General features: G+C 47.3%; 20 protein-coding genes. 12 read left to right on the plus strand and 8 right to left on the minus strand.

The features are described 5' to 3' along the window. Positions 1-43 precede the first annotated feature (43 nt). The 3 genes from thrS to V6669_RS07510 form a co-directional block, all read right to left on the minus strand. A complete protein-coding gene (gene thrS, locus V6669_RS07500; protein WP_338592349.1) occupies positions 44-2,044 on the minus strand; it encodes a threonine--tRNA ligase in 2,001 nt (666 codons plus the stop codon). A gap of 472 nt (positions 2,045-2,516) precedes the next feature. Beyond that, a complete protein-coding gene (locus V6669_RS07505) occupies positions 2,517-4,277 on the minus strand; it encodes a HAMP domain-containing sensor histidine kinase (protein WP_338592351.1) in 1,761 nt (586 codons plus the stop codon). Then, positions 4,274-5,035 carry a response regulator transcription factor gene (locus V6669_RS07510; RefSeq protein WP_338592353.1) on the minus strand — a complete coding sequence of 254 codons (762 nt, stop codon included), beginning with the start codon at positions 5,033-5,035 and terminating at the stop codon, positions 4,274-4,276. The genes V6669_RS07505 and V6669_RS07510 overlap by 4 nt, the downstream gene beginning before the upstream one ends. Positions 5,036-5,255: 220 nt before the next feature. Between V6669_RS07510 and V6669_RS07515 the strand changes: the two genes are divergently transcribed. Both V6669_RS07515 and V6669_RS07520 read left to right on the plus strand, forming a co-directional pair. Then, complete coding sequence (locus V6669_RS07515) at positions 5,256-6,356, plus strand: peptidoglycan DD-metalloendopeptidase family protein (protein ID WP_338592355.1); 1,101 nt, start codon at positions 5,256-5,258, stop codon at positions 6,354-6,356. A gap of 96 nt (positions 6,357-6,452) precedes the next feature. Then, a complete protein-coding gene (locus tag V6669_RS07520) occupies positions 6,453-6,956 on the plus strand; it encodes a GNAT family N-acetyltransferase (RefSeq protein ID WP_192134353.1) in 504 nt (167 codons plus the stop codon). Positions 6,957-7,071: 115 nt separating this feature from the next. Here the strand turns inward: V6669_RS07520 and V6669_RS07525 are convergent, their stop codons facing one another. Beyond that, positions 7,072-7,563, minus strand: a complete 492-nt coding sequence (locus tag V6669_RS07525) for a DinB family protein (protein ID WP_338592362.1) — start codon at positions 7,561-7,563, stop codon at positions 7,072-7,074. A 285-nt stretch (positions 7,564-7,848) separates the two neighbouring features. Between V6669_RS07525 and V6669_RS07530 the strand changes: the two genes are divergently transcribed. From V6669_RS07530 to V6669_RS07575, 10 genes are all read left to right on the plus strand, one after another. After that, entirely contained in the window at positions 7,849-8,268 is a 420-nt protein-coding gene (locus tag V6669_RS07530) for a hypothetical protein (protein ID WP_338592364.1), read from the plus strand. After that, complete coding sequence (locus tag V6669_RS07535; protein WP_338592366.1) at positions 8,265-9,554, plus strand: ammonium transporter; 1,290 nt, start codon at positions 8,265-8,267, stop codon at positions 9,552-9,554. The genes V6669_RS07530 and V6669_RS07535 overlap by 4 nt, the downstream gene beginning before the upstream one ends. A 341-nt stretch (positions 9,555-9,895) precedes the next feature. Then, positions 9,896-10,837 carry a YwqG family protein gene (locus V6669_RS07540; protein ID WP_338592368.1) on the plus strand — a complete coding sequence of 314 codons (942 nt, stop codon included), beginning with the start codon at positions 9,896-9,898 and terminating at the stop codon, positions 10,835-10,837. 399 nt (positions 10,838-11,236) lie between these two features. Further along, positions 11,237-11,695, plus strand: coding sequence for a DinB family protein (locus tag V6669_RS07545; RefSeq protein ID WP_017689934.1), 459 nt, complete (start codon positions 11,237-11,239; stop codon positions 11,693-11,695). A 106-nt stretch (positions 11,696-11,801) separates the two neighbouring features. Continuing rightward, complete coding sequence (locus V6669_RS07550; protein WP_338592371.1) at positions 11,802-12,758, plus strand: aminoglycoside phosphotransferase family protein; 957 nt, start codon at positions 11,802-11,804, stop codon at positions 12,756-12,758. 26 nt (positions 12,759-12,784) lie between these two features. Further along, positions 12,785-13,489, plus strand: coding sequence for a response regulator transcription factor (locus V6669_RS07555; RefSeq protein ID WP_026081203.1), 705 nt, complete (start codon positions 12,785-12,787; stop codon positions 13,487-13,489). Positions 13,490-13,544: 55 nt separating this feature from the next. After that, complete coding sequence (locus tag V6669_RS07560; protein WP_338592375.1) at positions 13,545-14,678, plus strand: HAMP domain-containing sensor histidine kinase; 1,134 nt, start codon at positions 13,545-13,547, stop codon at positions 14,676-14,678. Between the two features lie 98 nt (positions 14,679-14,776). Next, entirely contained in the window at positions 14,777-15,517 is a 741-nt protein-coding gene (locus tag V6669_RS07565; protein WP_338592377.1) for a hypothetical protein, read from the plus strand. Continuing rightward, the gene (locus tag V6669_RS07570; protein ID WP_338592379.1) at positions 15,511-17,379 is read left to right on the plus strand and encodes a PBP1A family penicillin-binding protein; all 1,869 of its coding nucleotides are present in this window, start codon (positions 15,511-15,513) and stop codon (positions 17,377-17,379) included. Before V6669_RS07565 ends, V6669_RS07570 begins: the two co-directional genes overlap by 7 nt. A gap of 110 nt (positions 17,380-17,489) precedes the next feature. After that, positions 17,490-18,035, plus strand: a complete 546-nt coding sequence (locus V6669_RS07575) for a DUF2569 domain-containing protein (protein ID WP_338592382.1) — start codon at positions 17,490-17,492, stop codon at positions 18,033-18,035. Positions 18,036-18,165: 130 nt separating this feature from the next. Here V6669_RS07575 and V6669_RS07580 read toward each other — a convergent pair whose 3' ends face one another. The 4 genes from V6669_RS07580 to V6669_RS07595 form a co-directional block, all read right to left on the minus strand. Then, positions 18,166-18,624 (minus strand): threonine/serine exporter family protein, encoded by a 459-nt coding sequence (locus V6669_RS07580; RefSeq protein WP_074094046.1) that lies wholly within the window; start codon positions 18,622-18,624, stop codon positions 18,166-18,168. Between the two features lie 18 nt (positions 18,625-18,642). After that, positions 18,643-19,404: a threonine/serine exporter family protein gene (locus V6669_RS07585; protein ID WP_338594877.1), complete on the minus strand. Its 762-nt coding sequence runs from the start codon at positions 19,402-19,404 to the stop codon at positions 18,643-18,645. 235 nt (positions 19,405-19,639) lie between these two features. Beyond that, the gene (locus tag V6669_RS07590; RefSeq protein ID WP_338592387.1) at positions 19,640-19,945 is read right to left on the minus strand and encodes a hypothetical protein; all 306 of its coding nucleotides are present in this window, start codon (positions 19,943-19,945) and stop codon (positions 19,640-19,642) included. A 64-nt stretch (positions 19,946-20,009) separates the two neighbouring features. After that, a complete protein-coding gene (locus V6669_RS07595; RefSeq protein WP_338592390.1) occupies positions 20,010-21,053 on the minus strand; it encodes a S66 peptidase family protein in 1,044 nt (347 codons plus the stop codon). Positions 21,054-21,111 lie beyond the last annotated feature (58 nt).

The raw sequence follows: 21,111 nt of genomic DNA on the forward strand, positions 1-21,111 counted from the left end.
GCACAAGCTGATGAGTGACCCATGAATAGAGTCGTTACATCTTTTATACTTTTGCCTTCACAGCTTGTTGGATCATTTCAATAACAGCTTCAATACGTTGGATGCCTTGATCTCCCTGACCGTATGCACGGACAGAGGCAGATGAGGCATTTTTCTCATTTTCACCAAGCACGAGCGAATAAGGCACTTTTTCCATCTGGGCTTCACGGATTTTGTACCCGAGCTTCTCGCTACGCAGATCTGTTTCTACCCGAATGCCCGCAGCCCGGAGTTGGCTCTGTACTTGGAGCGCATAGTCTGCGTAATGATCCGATACAGGCAGCAGCTTCACTTGCACAGGCGCGAGCCAGAGTGGGAACGCTCCTGCATAGTGCTCAGTAAGAATGCCGATGAAACGATCAATGGAACCGTAGATGGCACGATGGATCACGACAGGACGGTGTTTCAGGCTATCCTCGCCAATGTAAGTGAGGTCGAACTTCTCCGGCATTTGAAAATCAAGCTGGATTGTTCCGCACTGCCAGCTACGCTTCAGTGCATCGAGGATATGAAAGTCAATTTTTGGTCCATAAAAGGCACCGTCTCCTTCGTTAACACGATACTCCACGCCGCGGCGATCCAGTACATTTTGCAATGCACGTTCCGCCTGATCCCACAGTTCTTCCGATCCCATGGAGTCTTCTGGACGAGTGGACAACTCAATCTTATATTCGAATCCAAAGATATCGTACATACGTCCGATCAGTGAGATCGCCTGATTGATCTCGTCCTCGATCTGCTCTGGCATGACGTAGAGATGAGCATCATCCTGGCAGAATGTCCGCACACGCATCATGCCGTTCAGGGCACCTGAGAATTCATGACGGTGAACCTGACCAAATTCCATCATGCGAATCGGTAATTCGCGATAGGAATGAAGTGTGTTTTTGAAGATCAGCATGTGCCCAGGGCAGTTCATCGGTTTCAGTGCAAAAGTGGCATCGTCCACTTCCGAGAAATACATGTTGTCCTTGTAATGCTCCCAATGGCCGGATTGCTCCCACAGTCGGTTGTTCATCATGAGAGGAGTCCGAACTTCCTGATACCCTTCCTGTAATTGCAGCTCACGGGAGAACTGCTCCAGTTCAGTGCGAACAGTCATGCCTTTAGGCAGATAGAAGGGCATGCCGGGCGCTTCTTCGGAGAACATGAACAGTTCAAGCTCTTTGCCAAGTTTACGGTGATCCCGTTTTTTCGCTTCTTCGAGCATGTGCAGATGTTCATCCAGCTGGGCTTTGTTCGGAAAAGCAGTGCCGTAGATGCGTTGCAGCATCTTATTATCCGAGTTACCCCGCCAGTACGCACCGGCGACATTCAGCAGCTTGAACGCTTTGATCCGACCAGTGGATGGAAGATGGGGACCGCGACACAGATCGAACAACTCTCCTTGATCATAGATTGAAAGTTCGGCGTTCTTCGGCAAATCCTGAATGAGTTCAAGCTTGTAGGGGTCCTGGATCTCTCCGAAGATACGGAGGGCTTCCTCCCGGTTAACGACCCGGCGACTGATCTTATGATTCTCCTGAATGATTTTGCTCATTTCCCGCTCAATGGCAGCCAGATCACTGATGGACAAGGCATGCTCCAGATCAACATCGTAATAGAATCCATCTTCAATGACTGGGCCGATACCCAGTTTCACTTGTTCTGCACCGTAGATGCGTTTGAGCGCCTGTGCCAGCACATGTGCTGCGCTGTGACGATAACGATACAGACCTTCCGCGCTGTCCAAAGTAACAATAACGAGTTCGCAATCTTGCTTGAGCACCCAATCGAGATCGACATTCTGACCATCTACAATACCGCCGATAGCCTGTTTCCCAAGACTTGTGCTGATGGATGAGGCGACCGCCCCTACAGTGATGCCTGCTTCGTAAGAACGTATCGCGCCACCTTGCAGACGGACCTCAATGGAATGACTGGATGGTTGAAGATCATTTGCTTGGTTGTTTATTTCGTTACCTGATTTGTTGCTTGCTGAGTTACTGTTTTCTTGTTTGCTCATGTGAACCACTCTCCATTTCTTGAAATGAAAGCGCAAAAAACACCCGTCCCGGAAAAGGGACGAGTGCGCTTGGCTCGTGGTTCCACCCTAATTTTGGTTATGGTGCACCCTGATCTCGGCCAGCCGCCGGAACAGAAAACATCATAACCCTCATTGGAATCCGTTATCGGGGATCAGGCGGTGAACTCTACTGACAGCATGTCGAACATCCAAAGGGGTCCAAAATGCTGAGGTTCGAGGTCACGGCTGCAGAGGGGTAATTCCGGTCCGTTCGCTGAAGAAGGTTTCACCAATCCCCTCTCTCTCTGGGCAGCACGCAAACGAAATCTTGTCTCTGGTCATCGCCAAATATGTTAGATCAAACTCATTTGAATTATTCTGAAATGTGTTGCATTCAATATCAATATATTGGAACAGGTGTTATTGAGTGTCGATTATATAGACTGAAAATGGAAAGGTCAAGCGGAACATTTTATTTGGTTTCGGACGGCTCATCCCATATTAAGCGAATGATCGTTCCTTCACCAGGGGTGGACTGTACCTCAATACGACCATTCATGGCTTCGATCAACCCTTTGATTACCGCCATGCCCAGCCCTGATCCAACGTCCGATGTACCTGTATCTGTGCCGCGATAGTATCGTTCAAATAACTTCCATACCGTCTCGGGGTCCATGCCTCGTCCATTATCGGCAAACTGAATGCTGAATTCATCTGCCTGCGTACCAGAATGCACACTGACAACCAGGATGGACTCGGGCGGATTATGAAGAAGGGCATTGGCGGTCAGATTATCCACAATTCGTTCAAACGACGGAATATGGACAAGTCCATACACAGGCACTTCGGACGGTTGGAATATGATGCGACCTTCTCCATATGCCGGATTCCGTTCAGCGCGCTGGATCAGATCACGGAGTAACGTATTTACGTCAGTCTTTTCCACCACAGGTTGATATCCTCCACTGCGTAATCGATAGGTCATGGCAAGGTCGTTGACAAGCCTGTCCATATACATGGACTTATCGAGCATTATGCCTGCGAATTCTCTGACTTCCTCCGCGGTCCAGCTATACTTATCCGCCTCAAGCATATGAGCATATCCCTGAATGGAGGAGAGGGGTGTCTTCAGGTCATGTGTTATGCCAGCAATCCACTCCTCCCGCAGAGAATCGGTCTGTTTCCGAAGTTCTTCATCTTGCTTCAAAGTGTGAGACAGGGCCTGCATGGAGCGAAGCACTTCAGCATACACGTTGTATTTTCGCTTCCACTTTCCGTTACGACGCTGACTGCGAGGCACTCCAAAGGCTCCGGTAGGTTCCTCGTAATGTCCTCGTTCCAGACGCTGTAACCATTGGAGCATATGCAGCATAGGTGAGCCGAAGCGGTTGGCATACCAGAAGGCAAGCAAAATGAGCAGAATGATGATGGACACGATCAATACAACCAATGCCGGTTCCAGAATAAAACTGTAGGGGTTTTGATTTCCGGTCGCCAATGGATCGCCAGGGATGCTAATCAGCCAGGTGGTTTCATTCTTCTCATCGTACCACGTGGCAACAGACATGCCTGATCGACTCGGATAGCGAATTTGCAGAACCAGTTCCTGAATGGTGTATTCGCTTGGTACGCCCATGGGCGGTTTGTTATAGGAGGAGAGTTCGCTTCCTGACGCGTCCAATACTTGAAGATAAGCATTGGCGGCACGGAGGGCCTCCTGTTGGTCGGGCTGAAGATCAAGCTTCCCGTTGGTGAAAGCAAGGTCTGAACGAATGTTATTCATTAAGGACTTGGCCGGGTTACTCTCGCCATATAACAAGGTGAATTCCTTCCCGTTTTTCTCCCGAATCAGCATGACAATCTGATAAGGGAACGGCTTCTGGATTTCCCAGTATGCAATCAATTCCCCCGGTTTATAGTGAGTAGGAACATCGGCAGGTGTGTGATATTCATCAATAGCGTAACCTTGTTCATCCAGAACCTGGAGCCAGCCTTGATTTTTATCCACTTGTTTCAGCAATTCGGGGTCATATCGGATCGTATTATCTGGCAGAATCTCTGCTGTATTAATCAATTGGTCCAGACCATTAACAGCAAAATCATCCACCAGATTCACTTCATTTACCTTTTGCACGACCCAGTAGGTGGCTACAGACCCAAGCAGGATGATAAGAACGACTGCACCGGCAAGCATCCCGATAAACCGGGTCATTAACCTGCGACGAATACTCATGGGCGTGACACATGTTCCGGCTGAATCAGTTTGTATCCCAAACCTCGGACGTTAATGAGAAACACTGGATTGGAAGGATCGGCTTCAATGCGCTCCCGAATGCGGTGAATATGAACCATCACGGTATTGTCATCACTAATGGCTTCAGAGCCCCAGACCCGTTCATATAGATCTGACTTGGTGAAGATGCGATTGGGATGTTTGCAGAAAAAGAGTAGTAGTTGAAACACAAGTGCCGGACAGGATACGGACTCACCTTCAACACGAAGCTCACCAGCCCATTCCAGCACTTGAAACCGTCCAAAGTCGTACACGCCTTCCGATGTGCTGGGAGATGACGGATTTACGTTAGATGGGATGTGATCCGAGATCGCTGCGGTTTTGGAAGGTAAATAACGCTTCAGTAATGATTTAATCCGAGCAACGACTTCCAGCGGATTAAAGGGTTTGGCGACATAATCGTCGCCACCAACAGCGAATCCGGTTAATTTGTCATAATCGGTTGTTTTGGCCGTCAGAAACAGGATGGGCGCATCGGTGACTTGCCTTAGAAAAGGACAGATTTCCAGTCCGCTTTTGCCAGGAAGCATGATGTCGAGCACGATGCAGTGGTATGTCTTGTTGTTGCATGCCTCAATGGCAGCTTCGCCTGTTGTAACGGTATCAATATCGAGAAACTGCTCTTTGAGCAGAACGGTTTTGAGCATATGCAGAATCGCCTGTTCATCATCCACAAGCAGTAATGAGACGTTATCCATAGTTTAAAAATGACCTCCTGATCCTTCCGTTGTGTTTATTGCTAATCATACCATTCAAGAGGGCTGTATAGCGTACGAGCTATCTTAACGGAATCTTAATTATGCAGCGTTATAGGGTAAGACGAGTTTAGCTACTGGTAAGTTGGGGTTAGACGAAGGATAAGACTCATTCTGTACACTTAACTGGAAAGTATAACGATTAGTAGAAGGGATGTTGAGAATGAACAGAGAAGGTCATCTGAAATCCGAGCAAAATACACATTTGAAATCACAGAATAAAAGGGGTTGGAAGGTGCTTGCGATTACCCTTGGAGCTTGCGTGATACTGTCTGCTTGCGGTAACAGCAACTCCATTACTTCTGACCAGGCGGAGCAGCAGTCAGCCGAAGAGGCGTCCAATAATGAAGCGAGCGAGAACTCGAATCAGGAGCAGAACTCAAGTTCAGAGGTGAGCACGATGGTTACACCAGACAATTTCATAGATACCTTGATGAACGGTTCAAAGGATGCAATCTATAATCAGTTCTCTCCGGAATTAAAGGGGACGTTAACGCTTGAGCAGTTCAAAACGACCGCTGATCCTTTTCTGGAGGGTGTTGAATCATGGGAGCAAGTGGTAGACGCCAAAATGAATCAAATATCTGAGGTGGCCTGGAAGGATCAGACTGGGACCAAAGGGATTCGAGCCTATTTTTCCGAAGAAAATCAAATTGAAGGTCTCTCGATCCAACCACTGCAAGCTCATGAGGACACGGATGCCAAATTCACCAAAACGGAATTTCAATTGCCGATGAAGGGGGAATGGTTTGTATTCTGGGGAGGCAATGATGTGTTGTCCAACTATCATTATGCGCATGAAACCCAGCGCTACGCCCTGGATATTGTTCGTACACAGAATAATTCAAGTTATCAAGGTGAGGCAACGGCAAACGAAAACTACTATGCTTTTGGTGAACCACTCTATGCTGCTGCGGACGGAACAGTCGTCGAAATCAAAAACGATATTCCGGACAATGTACCGGGTGTCATGAATCCGGAAGAGCCGGCGGGTAACTATGTGGTGATCGATCATGGAAATGGTGAATACAGCATCACAGGACATATCAAGGAAGGCAGTGTTTCGGTCAAAAAAGGAGATAAGCTCAAGCAAGGAGACCCTATCGGTGAGCTCGGTAATTCGGGTAACTCCAGTGAAGCTCATCTGCATTTCCAGGTATCGGACGGTCCGGATCTGTTCACATCTCGCTCAATTAACATTCGTTGGGCAGACCAGAGTCAGCAGTTCACTCGTGGGAACACAATACAGGGACTTCCAGAGTAATTCTCTGTCAGAATGTTAGAGGTGACGAAAACTTCTCTTCTCCGTTATAATATCCTCTATGATAATAGAACGATCTGAGATGATGGAGGAATAGCGATGAAACTGGAAGATGTGCAGATTGAATATGCGCGCCTGGAGGACTTGCCGAGGATTGTGGAAATATATAATTCCACTATTGAGGGCCGTATGGCAACAGCGGATTTGGAGCCGGTGACGGTGGAGCAGCGTATTCCGTGGTTTGAGGACCATTCACCGGATCATCGTCCGCTTTGGGTGATGAAGCAGGCAGGGCATGTGGTAGCTTGGGCAAGTCTCAGCTCGTTCTATGGACGCCCTGCGTATAATGGAACGGTGGAAGTCAGTGTATACGTGGATCAGCAATGCCGCGGAATTGGGGCTGGCGGACGTTTGCTCGAAACGGTATTTGCAGCATGTCCTGCACTTGGAATTACAACCATTCTCGGATTTGTCTTCGGGCATAACGAACCGAGTCTGGGGTTATTGCGCAAGCATGGTTTTGAACAGTGGGGATATTATCCCGAAGTGGCCGTGTTGGATGGTGTGAATAGAGATCTGGCGATTTTGGGCAAAAAAATATAAGTGTCGTTCTTATTCGTAACATAAGAACACTGAAAACCTCCAACCTAAATTAATAGGATTGGAGGTTTTTTTGTCGTTAGACTATATTCTTCGCTATGTGAAAAGGAGGTTGTGTTTATACGCCAAGCTGCTGTTTAATCTCTTGGATCTGTCCCAGATGACGTTCCTCATGATAACTTGTAAAGTCAATCCATTGAGTAAGATCCATCTCACCAAATACGGGATGAGGAAAGGACTTGCTGCGCAGCAGGTCAGGATCATGATCCAATGCAAAGTTGTTTAACGCTTGGTGAGATTCGTCCAGATCACTGCGTACGTCTGCAAGTGCTTCAGGCGCTGCTGGAGGCTGAAGATGGGGTGGTGCCTCGACGGAGCGGCTGCGGTCCAACGATAATTCATATGGTTTTTTGTCCACAGACACCGTCTGTTCCTTCTCTAGGGCAAGGCGGGCTTGTTTTCCAATTACATTTTCCATCAGATTCAGATGTCGTAGTACTTGCATAATACTCCATTGTTGGGGTGAAGGTTTTTGGTTCAATTGTTCTTCTTCGAGTCCCGAGATTGCTTCCCAGATTTGGTTGCGTATATTGTCATTACGGGTAAACATTGTGCAATCCTCTCCTTATATATAGGTTCTATGATGCGGGTAGTCTGTGTATGTTCATTACCCCAAAAGTGGATGCTTATTCTATAAGCATTGAGAATGGAAAGAGTGAATGCGAACCTGGGCAAGATTAGCCTTGTTAGATGTAATCTGTGCCAAATAAAAAAAGCCGTTCTCCATGAACGGTTCATTTAAATCCATCACAAGTCCAAAAAAAGATTGACGGGTAGACCCCGGCAAACTATAATCGGTACAAGTAACTTGATATGTAAGGAGTCCTGACATGATATGTTAGTAATCGACGAGGTGTATCACCATACAGCATTGCAAATATCATCGTCCGATTTATTGTACCTTATCGAACGGCTGAAGGTCAAAAAAGAAAATGAGATCGAAACGCTCAAACAGAAGATCGAACAGTTCGAACAAAAGCGTCGAGCGGAAGAGATCGCTTATCAATCGTTGTCGCCCGTACGCAAATGGTTTGCGGGACGCCCCGCATCCCATCATCAGGCGGTAGAGTATATGGTGCAGGTGAAGGAACGTTTTCGCAAGATGGAACAGATTCGCAGACGCATACGTGAATTGGATCAGATCGCAGAGCGAATTAAGCATCCGGACAGCATTGAGCGGGACAAGATTGAGCTTGCGCCCGAAACAATCCGTGAGCTCAGACAGCTTAGTGAAACGGAGGATGTACAAGCATGACTTTGGAGACGTTAAGCACCGGGATTGATACGGTCTGGGTCGTACTGAGTGCAGCGATGATTTTATTGATGGAGGGTGGATTCGCCCTGCTCGAGGCTGGCTTTGTGCGTTATAAAAATAGTGTGAACATTATTATGAAGGTTTTTGCTGACATTACGATTGGAACGTTGCTGTTCTATGCTATCGGTTTTGGACTGATGTATGGTTCGGACGTTGGCGGTTTTGCGGGAGTAACGGGATTTTTCCTGAATGGGGATTTGTCTCACCTGGACGTACCGGTATCTCTGGAGACATTCTGGTTGTTCCAGGCTGCTTTTACCATTGCCGTTATTTCCATCGTTTCAGGAGCGGTAGCCGAGCGCATCAACTTCCGTGCCTACCTGTTATATATCATATTGATGACGGCGATCATCTATCCAATTGGTGGACACTGGGCATGGGGCGGCGGCTGGCTTAGTCAGCTGGGGATGCAGGACTTTGCCGGTTCGGCCGTCATCCATGCGCTTGGCGGATTCTCGGCACTGGCTGCTGCGATTATCATTGGTCCGCGTAAAGGGAAGTACACGCCACTTGGCGTAAGTGCCATCGCACTCCCGAGCAATCTGCCACTGGCATCTGTAGGTGCATTTCTGTTATGGTTCGGCTGGTTTGGTTTCAATGCAGGTAGTACACTCAGCGCGACGGATGTAAGAATTGGTCACATTGCGATTGTTACGATGTTATCTGCGGCTTCGGGTGGTGCAGTCACGTTGCTGTATACGTTATTCCGCTTCAATCGTTCAGATGCACCATCGGTCATTAACGGTTCGCTTGCGGGACTGGTCGGCATTACGGCAGGGTGTGCTTTTGTTGGTGATGCAGCAGCGATATTCATTGGGGCCGTATCCGGCTTATTGATGATGGCTGCCACCAACTGGCTGGACCGTCGGCAGATTGATGATCCAGTTGGTGCTTTCCCGGTGCATGCCGCATCAGGAATGTGGGGCACGATTGCCGTAGGTCTGTTTGCCACGGATGGTGGATTATTCATGGGCGGCGGCTGGAGGTTGCTGGGTGTTCAGGCACTTGGCCTTACAGCCTTGGTCATCTGGGGATTCGCCATGACCTGGATCGGGTTAAAGTTGATTGGCAAAATTGTGCCTGTACGTTCGACAGAAGAAGAGGAAGATCTGGGTCTGGATATCAGCTATCATGGTGTGATGGCAGCCCATCAGGCCCATGAATTCCTGGATGGTGAGGAGCATATGCGTGCTTACCAGGAAAAGTCTTCTGATCCAAATCGTTAAATGCAATATAGGATAAAGAAGTAGACTGACAAGGAGTGTCAGTCTCTTTTTTCTATATAAATTGAACTACACATTTACACGAGAACGTAGAGGACAGAAAGAACCTGAAGAAACGAAGAGTTCGCCTTTATCCCCGGATTTTTACCTTTGCAAAGGTGAATCTAAAAAATTCTGGGGGTAACAGCGATCGGAAGGTTGTTCTGTCATCGGAGTGGTAAGTGTAAAATAATCTTAAGTTCAATTTATATAGAAGCAGGGAAAGACGTCCGGGCGGAAGAATATACAGGTGTGAACCTGAATATGTCTCAGCATAGGTGTATTGTCAAAAGGGGAGGATCTATATGATTAAGCCAGAACAATGTGAACGTCTGACCAGAAAAGCCCGTAAAACACTTGAGGAATATGGTTTGGGAGTTGCTGCCGATCTGCTGTTGTCCTCAAGCCGCTGGGGAATTCGCCTCGATGTATCCACACTGGACGAATATCGCAGGACAGGAAACTCACGTGTGGGTGGGCATCCGGATTTGCCGAGTCGCATGGAATGGCCCGTAACACAAGAAGGGGTTCCAATGACTTTCCTGGCCCAACTGAACCTGGTGGATTTGTCGCCGTATACGCCGAATGATGGGCGCGGGACTTTGCCTGAACGTGGAATGTTATACTTTTTCATTGGCACGGATGAATCTGCTTGTCCCATTGAACATCGTGTGATTTTTGAACCGAGTTCTCATAACCTAATAAGGCGAGAGCCTGAAGGTGATACCGCGCTGGATGGAGCCCCGTTTGTTGCACATTCGGTGACCGTACTGCCTAATCTGGAGTTTCCTACATATGCATATATTGACGCCAACGCGCTGAATGAGCTCTCGCTGCCTCAGCTTGAGAGCGATGAGGCCGAAGCGGAAGTGAGTCTGTATGACCGATACCTTGAGTTCGAGTCGAGCTGGAATCATCCGAGTACGCTGAATTGGGGTGGAATGTTTGGATATCCTGACGGGCAGCATCCGGATGCCGAGCATCGGGCCTTGTTACAGATCGCATTGGGAGAAGAGTACGATTATAATGAGCAGGAGTGTGAGAAGAAGCTGACCAAGCATTACGGCGGTGATGAGGATCGGACATGGCAGGAACTATCCGATACGCTGCTGCTGTTGAAGATAGATACACATGATGCTATTGGTTTCCAATGGTGGGATTGCGGGGAGCTGCAATTTTTCATTCGCAAGTCTGACTTGGAGGCTGGACGATTCGAGCAAACGTATTGTTCGTTATACTCAAGTTGAGCAAAGATTTGAACTCATATAGGCAACAAAATGTCCTGAATCCCGTCTATAAGAAGGAGGAAGGACTTTTTTGTTCGTAGATTGTTATATCAATTGAACTAAAGAATATTTACACTGCACACTCCGATGACAGAACAACCTTCCGATCGCTGTTATCCCCAGATTTTTTTGATTCCTTTTATAAGGGGAAATCCGGGGATAGCGTATGCTTCCGATGTAGCTTTCTTGCAGAAAGCTTGTAGGCGAACGCGTTGCTTCTTCAGGTCCTTTCTGTCTTCTACGTTTTGTGTAAATGTTTTGTTCAATTTATATAGATTTGGGGTATATATTAGGGAGGGATATCTTGGTTGATAAGCGATCATATGTTCTGTATAATGGGATAAAAAGGAAGTGTATCTGTTGATTCAATCTGCGTTCAAACATATTGACGTGGCCGTAACATCGTTGATTGATATATGTGATCAGTTGTCGGAAGAAGATTTGGCTTTGACTCCAATTGAAGGTAAACGTCCTGTTGGAGAACTACTAGCTCATCTGTCTGTGATCTGCCGAGCGGATGTTTATATTTCCGAAGGCGCATCGGAGGAAGAGATGGCTCAATTCTATGCAGAGAACCAGGTGCATTCGCTCCGTGAGATCAAGCAGGCTTTGATTGATAACCAGATGTATCTATACCAACGGTACAGGCAGTTTAACACGGAAGAGTTATTACATGTGACGGATTCGTACTGGGGAGCTTCCTATAGTCGGCTGGAGTGGTTGCTTGAGATAATGGGGCATGTATATCATCACAGGGGACAATTGTATACGATGCTGACCCTGACGGGTAAAGAACCCGAATCAGTACTTTTTAAATAGAAACAGATAGAATACATATAAGCATGTTATAGGAAACATCATGGGTTAAAGTGGGAATAGACCGACGATACTACACGTTATACGTGAAATAACGGAGGATTCTGGTATGGAACGACATAATACATGGAATGCATCGATGGACAATACGTTGATTGACAGGTTAAAACAGATTCCTGAACTTGATCAGGCTACACGGATTGAACCCGTTATGAAGGGGTATTCAGCGGATGCTAAATTCAAAATGTTTGTCCCTGGCCAAGGCCATGTGTTGGTGAGGGTATATGATGTTGCTGAGGAATCGATGAAGCAAAGGGAATATCAATGTTTGAAGAGCATGGGACAATTAGGTGTACTGTGTCCAGCAACGTTAGGCACAGGTAGATTGGATGAGAAGAACGGTTATATGATTCTTAGCTACATTGAAGGCGAAGATGCTTCCGAGAGACTGCCTCAACTGAATGAACAGCAGCAGTGGGCGGTTGGCTTTGAAGCAGGAGCGCAGCTACAACTGATTCACAAGTTGCCGATGGAGGAACAGACCGAATCATGGTACATACGCAAGAGCACGAAGCATCAACGTTACGTAGAGCGCTATAAACAGTGCCCGATCGTGATGAAAGAGGATCAGGCCATTCTAACGTTTATTGCAGACCATCTCGGTTGGATGAAAAATCGTCCAGATGGATTTCAACATGATGACTTCCACCCGAGCAATCTCGTCGTTAAGCAGGATAAGCTCGCAGGAGTGATTGATTTTAATCGTTATGATCAAGGGGATCCCATTCATGAATTTTTGAAGCTGGGTTTGTTTGCTTCGGAGATCAGTATTCCATATTCCATAGGTCAGATTCAGGGCTATTTCGATGGCAATGAACCGGATGAGTTATTCTGGAGATTGTATTCACTGTATACGGCTATGGCGCTGTTGTCTTCTGTGGTGTGGATTCAGCAGGTGAGGCCGGAAGAGACACATGAGATGATGACCAAGATCGAGCGTGTCCGTGAAGATCACGATGATTTTCGCAGTTTCATCCCTCGGTGGTATACTTTGAACAGATCATGAATTATGGAAGGGAAAGGAATAATGCCGTGGCACAGCCAGCAACCATTCTGCTTGTGGATGATGAGCAGGAGATTATTAAATTGATGGAAATTTATTTTGGCAACGAGGGTTATCGGATTCTCACTGCCAATGATGGGCTTGAAGCACTGGAACAATTGAAAAAAGAATCAATTGATCTTATTATTCTGGATGTTATGATGCCAAATATGGACGGAATCGAAGCTTGTATGAAAATTCGGGAAGAGCAGAAAATGCCGATTATTATGCTGTCCGCCAAAAGTATGGATATGGATAAAATTACAGGGCTAAGCATCGGTGCTGATGATTATGTGACCAAGCCATTTAACCCGCTTGAACTTGTGGCACGGGCCAAATCTCAGCTGCGCAGGTATCATACCTTCAATGAAGGTCGGGAGAACAAAGAGCACGAGTGGGTTATTGATGATCTGGTCATAAATACCGATACACATGAAGTTTGGGTGGATGAGCAGCCGGTTCGTCTGACTCCACGTGAATTTGCTGTTCTTGAATTACTGGCTCGCCACCAAGGTTCGGTACTCAGTATGGAGCAGATCTATCGTCAGGTCTGGAAGGAAGAATTCATGGAGTCGAATAATACTGTCATGGTACATATTCGCAAGATTCGTGAGAAGATTGAACTCGACAGCAAACATCCAAAGTTCATTCAGACCGTATGGGGTGTAGGTTACAAGATGATCAAACCGCAATAAACATGTACATCCACAGGATGTCATGTGACATGAACACATTCAGGGAGTTCCTATTATGAATTCAAAGTTGATTAATACAGTCCGATGGAAATTTATCTATGCATTTTTGCTGAGTGGCATATTAACTGCAGTTATTTTATACGGGGGCAGTCAGGTGGGGCAGACCATCCTGGAAGCTCAGACGTATCCGGATTATTCCATTCCGGCCCAAGGGATCAGGTGGTTGGTGAATAATATCGGTTCGGTGCCTTTGATGATTGTGGTAGGCGTGCTCAGTTTTGTGCTGTTTTTTTTCCTGTTCTCTCGCAAGGTGATGCGGGTTCTGGATGAAATTACGGCAGGGATTCAGGAAGTTGCCAAAGGAGAGCTGTCCCATCGCATCGAAGTGAAGACCTCGGATGAATTCGGAGTGGTTGCTGCAAGCATTAATCAGATGGCTGAACAATTGCAGTTATCGCTTCAGGAAGAGCGTAATGCAGTTGCTGCCAAAAACGACCTGATTACGGGGATATCACATGATCTGAGAACACCGCTCACTTCTATTCTGGGATTTCTGGAGTACATTGAGAAGGATCGCTACCAGGATGAGATTGAGATGCGCTATTACGTTAGCATCGCCTATGAGAAATCCCTGACTCTTCGCAAGCTGATTGATGACTTATTCGAATATACGCGTGTGAGTGGCGGGAGTCTTCCGTTATCTTTGCAAGCGTTGAACCTGAATTCGTTTCTAATGCAGCTGGCTGAAGAGTTTGCTCCCATGCTGGAGGATGCTGGCATGACCTACAAGATCATTGGCGGGCAAGAGCCACTATGGATACAAGCTGCTCCTGGGGAGCTTGTACGAGCATATGAGAATCTGTTCAGCAATGCCATTCGGTATGGTTCGCAAGGTAAACTAATGGAGATTGGGCTGGCCCTTGAAGGTGAAGAGGCTGTAGTCCGCATCAGTAATTATGGTGAACCGATTCCGGCACAAGATCTGCCACATCTGTTTGATCGATTCTATCGTGTGGATAAATCGCGTTCCCGTGAAACGGGAGGTACGGGTCTCGGCCTGGCGATTGCCAAATCGATGATTGAATTACATCGAGGAAGTATCGTTGCCTACAGTGAAAATGGCAGAACGGATTTTGTTACCCGATTCCCTGTAACTGCTGCTCCGCCAAGTAATTACGAAGAGCAGTAATAATTAAGAATTTGGTAAGAAGTTAACTACTTCCTTATTAAGAAATATTCGGTATGCTACCTCTATTACTTATTGTTGTATAGAGGAGGATACCGAATATGAAGACCCGATTCAGTACTGTAAGATTAAGATACATATACATTGGAGGAGCAAGCGCGTTACTGAGCGCAGCGCTCCTTTTTGTCGTTTATCATGTGCTGCGATTTGCGCATAACCATGTCCTTCCTGATACAGCATGGATAACGCGTATGATGAACTGGGGAATCAACCATATCGGAACAAAGCCGTTTTTCATCTTCATTGGTGGAGCCGTATTTGCGATCTTTTTCTGGATTCGATCCCAGAAGATTGCGGAAGATCTCAGTCAACTTGCGCGCGGAACAGCCGAACTTGCATTGGGCCACCATCCTGGAAGAATTGATGTTCTCAGTGGTGGTGAACTACGACAAATTGCTGCCAATCTGAATACGATTGCTATTCTCCTTCATGAGGATGGGCTGAGCATATCAGAACCGAAACAGGAGAGAAGAGAGATAGAGGGAGCGTCTATTAAGCATGAGCAACCCGGACTTCAGCAACATATTGCAGAAGACAAGGAGAATGCTGAAACTAGTTCTACACAGGTGGACTTACCGATAAAACTTACTCTCTACGGTATTCAATCTTCTCTGGATGAGATCATCCAAGGGCGGTGCCAGGACGAGGTGGAAGTTCAGCATTGGGTCAAGTTCGCGTATGAACAGACATTGCTGCTTCAACATGCTCTGGAGATTACACAGCGAGATAGACAGGAACACGAAGTTTCAATGGAACGGGTACACAAGGAGCCTGAATGTTGAAGCGCGGGAGCAAGCGATGGATTTATACCGTATTTGATACAGCAGTGGTTGTCGTTTTGATGTTGGCCTTTTTCTATCTCTATCTGATTACTTATGGCGAAGGAATGATTGGAAATCATCCAGAGGCCATGCAGGTGGCCTCTTCAACCTTTATTACGAATGCAGAGGGGACCGAAATTTCGAGGTTGCATACGCAGACCAAAGGGGTTTCCGAATATGCTGACCTGAGCGCCATGCCAGATTTATTAAAGATGGCTTTTTTGGCTACAGAAGATCGACGTTTCTACAACCATGATGGACTGGATTTCATCGGTCTCGGCAGGGCCATAGTGCAAGATATTATACATATGAATCTGAGTCAGGGAGGAAGCTCCATCACGCAGCAACTGGCAAGAAATCTGTACTTGAATGGGGATAAAACGTTGAGTCGAAAGGTGAATGAGATGTCGATTGCAATGGCTCTTGAGAAGAAATACAGCAAGGATGAACTTCTGGAAATGTATCTGAATCAGATCTACATGGGACGCCAGCAGTATGGTGTAAAAGCGGCAGCCTGGCGGTATTTCGGAATTAAGGATATGCATCAGTTGGAACTATGGCACATTGCTACATTGGCGGGAATGCCCAAAGGTCCATCCATATACAATCCAGTAGATCATCCTGAACTTTCCAAACAAAGACGTGCCGTTATCCTTGGACTCATGCATGAACAGGGACTAATTACACGAAAGCAGATGCTCGAAGCCCGTAGCGTCGATTACACGCCGCCTGAAACCCTGTTGAATGCAGCAACTTCACCGGGCCTGAGCGAGCCGAGATATGTGTCTGCCGTGGATGCTGTGATTCAGGAGGCTTCTCGGCTCACAGGTAAAAGTGAAGCAGAGATTCACTCGGCAGGTTGGGTTATTCAAACCGGGCTAGACCAGCAGGCACAACTGGCGATGGAAGAAACATTTGCAGACACTACCCGATTCTCCGATGATCGCCAAGACGAGCTAGTCCAGGCAAGTATGGTTATTATCGATCAGCACAACGGTGAAGTAAAAGCGATGATGGGTGGGCGTAATCCCTTAAAAGGGGGTGTCAACCGAGCGATTATGGATGCGCGGCAGCCAGGTTCTTCGTTTAAACCAATTATTGCATATGGCCCTGCTTTGGAGTCGGGGAAGTTCAAGCCAGAGAGCATACTACCGGATAAACGCATGCAATATGGCAGCTATCAACCTTCCAATCTCGGTGGGCGTTACAGTGGTTCAATTGCCATGTCCCAAGCCCTGCAAAAGTCCATCAATGCCCCAGCCGTATGGTTGCTTCATGAGACAGGACTGAACTATGCACATCAATTTGCGGCAAGACTTGGTATTGAACTGGGGAAAGAGGATATGAATCTCTCGGTTGCTCTGGGCGGTGTGTATCAGGGGGTGTCTCCAATGAAGATGGCTCAGGCCTACACGGTGTTTGCGAATAATGGCAAGTTGAATACAGCCCATCTGATACGCGAGATTACAGATTCCCGTGGACGAACAATATATGCTCATAAGTCGGAAAATAAGCAGGTAATCTCCTCGAGCACGGCGAATGCCATGACCAGAATGCTGCAAAATGTAGTCAGTCAGGGGACAGGAAGTCGTGCACAGTTAGGTCAACACAAGGTAGCAGGTAAAACGGGAACAACACAGGCTGCATTACCTAGTGTGGGAAGAGAGGCCAATCGGGATCTGTGGTTTGTGGGCTATACGAGTAACTGGACTGCGGCGGTTTGGATGGGATTTGATCGTACAGATACAGAACATTATATGAGGTCAGGAAGTGGTGTTGCAGCGGAGTTGTTTGCAACGGTAATGAGACGTGCTACCCAATAGAATGCAAGAGAGAGAACGTAGTCCAGACGGTTCTTTCCTTCTCTTGGATAACACAGTATGTAGCCTCTAATGTATAATATGTATCTTATCTATCGTAAACGGAGGCTGAAATGAACTATAAATATAGGAAATCGGAACGGGATACAAGCTCGCTGCAGCCTAAAAGTGGTATCAGACCGGAACGGCCTGACATCTCCGGATTAGGCGGATGGCTTATTTTAATTCAGATTGGCCTGTGGGTCTCACTGGCGCTTCTGATCGCGGATATGTCGCAGGTAAATGTCATTATGGATCCGGTAAGATGGGAGGGTGTCCGCGGTGTCGACTCGGAACTTTATACTGAGGGAATACGCCCGCTCCTTTGGTTCGGAGTCATAAGCAGCGTCATTTTACTAATGATTGTTATCGTGAATCTCGTATTGTTGTATAAGAAAAAGAAACAGTTTCCACGCATGATGATTGTGCTGTGCATTGTGAATGTATTCATTGGAATCATGACATGGATTATGATCGCACGAATTGAGATTCCGAGAGAACAGCATGTGCTCGATCCAACATCAGCATTTAATTTGACGATACGATCCATTCTGACGTGCTGTATCTTCATTCCATATTTCCTAAGGTCGGTACGTGTGAAGAATACGTTTGTGAAGTAAATAGACTTCTTTGATTGTTTCACTGCACTATAGTGCTCTATAGGATAGTGATACGTAAGGCCCGTTGGTATACAAGATCTCATCCTGTATGCTAACGGGCCTTAAGTGTGCTGATATGTGAAAAGAATAATCATTTCGATGATGATTTTGTCCGCAGTGAGGCGGGAATTCGGCGTATCATCTGGTTTAATACCTCGGATAACACTAGGCCTACGGCAATGGCGCCGGATAACATGAGTGCTTTGGCGGCCATCTCCATAGCGGCACTGTAGTCATTTTGCACAAAACTTCGCATCGCATTATACGCCAGTCCACCAGGAACCAGAGGAATGATGCCTGCAACGCTGAAGATGATGACGGGGGCGCGAAACATGCGAGAGAATATCTGGCTGATGACACCTACGGCTATGGTCGCTGCAAGTGTAGCAGGAACCGCATCCGCTGCATATTCAAGCACGATATAGATAATCCAGCCGATCATGCCGACAAATCCACCGTGGAGCAGCATGCGCCGTGGTGCGTTGAAGATGATCCCAAACGCGGCTGAAGCGACAAAACTGGTTAAGGCTTGTTCAATAAAATGGAGCATATCCTGCATTCCTCCGTCTTACATAAAAAGTGAAAATACAACTGCAATGCCGGTACCTATGGCAAAGGCAGTCAGAAATGCCTCGGCTCCCTTGGATAATCCGGATACGAGATGCCCGGCCATCAGGTCGCGTACAGCATTGGTAATCAACAGCCCCGGAACCAGCGGCATCACCGAACCAATGATGATTTTGTCCCGTTCATGACCCACTCCCATATAGATCAGGAGAAAAGCGAGTATGCCAATAACAAAGGATGCCGTAAGCTCGGCAAAGAATTTGACCCGTACCAACCGGTGAAAGGCAATAACGGCTGCATAACCTATGCCCCCACAGATCAGCGCCGGAAGAAAGTCCCTCCAGCCCCCGCCAAACATAATGGTAAAACAACCACTGGATAACGCTGCGGCCGTAAGCTGCACAGCCGTTGAATAGGAGGAGGGCTTACCTTCGATCTGTACCAACAGATCATGGGCTTCCTGAGCGGATAGCTCACCTTGTCCAATGCGGCGGGAGACCGCATTCACCTCGGACACCTTGTCCAGATCCGTTGTACGCTCAGAGATGCGAATCAGCTTGGCGGGTTCGGTTGCATCAACAGAGAAGAAGATGCCTGTCGGGACAACGTAACTGTGCGAATGGGGTAAACCCAGCGCCGCCGCCATACGTTTCATCGTATCTTCCACACGGTAGGTCTCACCACCGCTTTGCAGCATGATTTTGCCTGCGAGCAGACAGATGGCAATCACGCGGGATTGTTCAGTAGGGTTGCTGCCAATCATACCCGTCTCGACTTGTGATACGGGTGATGAATCATGACGTATGTATTCCAACCGGATCAAGCTCCGTTTCATATGAGATATGGGGTGGTGCGACACCATTGTATCATATTTCACACGCTCGCAAGGAATCATACCGCACCATAGCCGAGACCATAAAAAAGCTTCGTTCCCAAGACTTGAAGATCTCAGGAGCGAAGCTTCTTGGAACAGGTTCGGATATAGAAGTACAATGCCACTACATCAACAGCGTGATAACCAACAGTTCATACAGCACAAGCGGCAAAATTGTTGGTCCAAACAAGGCACGCGGTTCAGGATATCCATGAATCGGGGTAACCTGGAGATACAAAATTCCCCGGTCCGCACTGATGATGACACCTTCCCACACTTGCCCATCGATATTCTGGACTTGTACCTTCTTGCCTATATGCTGCCGGGCTGTATGATGAAGCATATTCCGCACACTTTGCACGGATTGAAGCATCGGTTGATTGGCTTGATACACGACACGCGTGGATGGCGTGGATGTGGATTCAGACATGATGCACAACCCTTCCTCAAAATAAGTTCTTACTTCAAGGTATGCATCTGCCTATAAAAGGTGATTACACAAACGCCATCTCAAGGCTCCCGCGTCCATTTTCATAAGCGACTTTGCCTAATGCTCCATTCACAAAGGTGAGCTGGGGCGGAACATGGCCGAGATCCACATCGTACAGTACAGGGACATCCAGATCCCCAAGTGCAGAGGATAGGGCATCGGTAAAATTGAAATCGGCTGTATCAGAATACCCTGCAGGCCGGCCGAACATGAAGCCTTTCACGCCTGCAAGCCAGCCAGCCTGTTTCATCTGCCATAGATGACGATAGATATCCCCAGCGCTCATCTCACAGCTCTCCAGATACCAGATCGTTCCTTCATCTGCACAGTACTGATCCAGATACGATTGGACGGGTGCATACGGGGTGCCGATCAGACAGGTGATTGTATCCATACAGCCGCCGATCAGCCGACCGGAGAATGCCACAGCGGTATCTGCATCTTCCGAGTGGCCGAGCTGTTTCCAGCGCGAAGGTGTATCGAGGTTAAATCCAGGCAGTTCCATTTTCCATTCAGACTGATAATGTGTGGAAGACGATTGAGTGATCTGTCCGCCGTATTTGGTCTGTAAAACATCAATCCAGCGCGCAGTCACCGGATCGAGGGCGTTTGATCTTAAATCCACATAATTGGTGCCATGCGCTGATGCAGTTCCGGTGAGCAGGGTGTATGCGAATAAAAAGGTGCTGATGTCCGAATAACCCATGATCCATTTGGGGGGCAAGGTTTTTAAAGCTTCCCAATCCAGCAGGGGCAGGATATCCATAAGAAACTCTCCACCCCATGGAGGGATAATGGCCTGAATATTGGGATTGCGAAAAAATTCATTCATCTCTTCGGCGCGTTCCTCTTTGGAGGCACTCACACATTTGGTGTTATGACGTAGAGAGGGGCTTTCCATCACGCCAAAACCCAGGCGCTCCATATTGCGTTTGCTCTCCTCAAGATAATGGTGCAGGGATTCACCTACACCGCTGGAGGGGGCTGCCACACCGATGGTATTTCCCGGAGCGAGTGGCTGCGGGTAACGGATCGAACGTTGATTCATTGTGGAAACACCCTTTCTTGTGAATATTGCTCATCTTCATGAATATTTCCATTATATA

The organism is Paenibacillus sp. Y5S-9, from assembly GCF_036894235.1.
Classification (GTDB): domain Bacteria; phylum Bacillota; class Bacilli; order Paenibacillales; family Paenibacillaceae; genus Paenibacillus.

Bases quoted from the DNA above. Each gene is read 5' to 3' on its own strand.
- V6669_RS07570 (WP_338592379.1), top strand. From the start codon at position 15,511: ATGTTGAAGCGCGGGAGCAAGCGATGGATTTATACCGTATTTGATACA.
- V6669_RS07590 (WP_338592387.1), bottom strand. From the start codon at position 19,945: ATGTCTGAATCCACATCCACGCCATCCACGCGTGTCGTGTATCAAGCC.
- V6669_RS07565 (WP_338592377.1), top strand. From the start codon at position 14,777: ATGAAGACCCGATTCAGTACTGTAAGATTAAGATACATATACATTGGA.
- V6669_RS07595 (WP_338592390.1), bottom strand. From the start codon at position 21,053: ATGAATCAACGTTCGATCCGTTACCCGCAGCCACTCGCTCCGGGAAAT.
- V6669_RS07525 (WP_338592362.1), bottom strand. From the start codon at position 7,563: ATGTTTACCCGTAATGACAATATACGCAACCAAATCTGGGAAGCAATC.
- thrS (WP_338592349.1), bottom strand. From the start codon at position 2,044: ATGAGCAAACAAGAAAACAGTAACTCAGCAAGCAACAAATCAGGTAAC.
- V6669_RS07580 (WP_074094046.1), bottom strand. From the start codon at position 18,624: ATGCTCCATTTTATTGAACAAGCCTTAACCAGTTTTGTCGCTTCAGCC.
- V6669_RS07520 (WP_192134353.1), top strand. From the start codon at position 6,453: ATGAAACTGGAAGATGTGCAGATTGAATATGCGCGCCTGGAGGACTTG.
- V6669_RS07585 (WP_338594877.1), bottom strand. From the start codon at position 19,404: ATGATTGGCAGCAACCCTACTGAACAATCCCGCGTGATTGCCATCTGT.
- V6669_RS07535 (WP_338592366.1), top strand. From the start codon at position 8,265: ATGACTTTGGAGACGTTAAGCACCGGGATTGATACGGTCTGGGTCGTA.
- V6669_RS07505 (WP_338592351.1), bottom strand. From the start codon at position 4,277: ATGAGTATTCGTCGCAGGTTAATGACCCGGTTTATCGGGATGCTTGCC.
- V6669_RS07550 (WP_338592371.1), top strand. From the start codon at position 11,802: ATGGAACGACATAATACATGGAATGCATCGATGGACAATACGTTGATT.
- V6669_RS07510 (WP_338592353.1), bottom strand. From the start codon at position 5,035: ATGGATAACGTCTCATTACTGCTTGTGGATGATGAACAGGCGATTCTG.
- V6669_RS07530 (WP_338592364.1), top strand. From the start codon at position 7,849: ATGTTAGTAATCGACGAGGTGTATCACCATACAGCATTGCAAATATCA.
- V6669_RS07575 (WP_338592382.1), top strand. From the start codon at position 17,490: ATGAACTATAAATATAGGAAATCGGAACGGGATACAAGCTCGCTGCAG.
- V6669_RS07540 (WP_338592368.1), top strand. From the start codon at position 9,896: ATGATTAAGCCAGAACAATGTGAACGTCTGACCAGAAAAGCCCGTAAA.
- V6669_RS07515 (WP_338592355.1), top strand. From the start codon at position 5,256: ATGAACAGAGAAGGTCATCTGAAATCCGAGCAAAATACACATTTGAAA.
- V6669_RS07560 (WP_338592375.1), top strand. From the start codon at position 13,545: ATGAATTCAAAGTTGATTAATACAGTCCGATGGAAATTTATCTATGCA.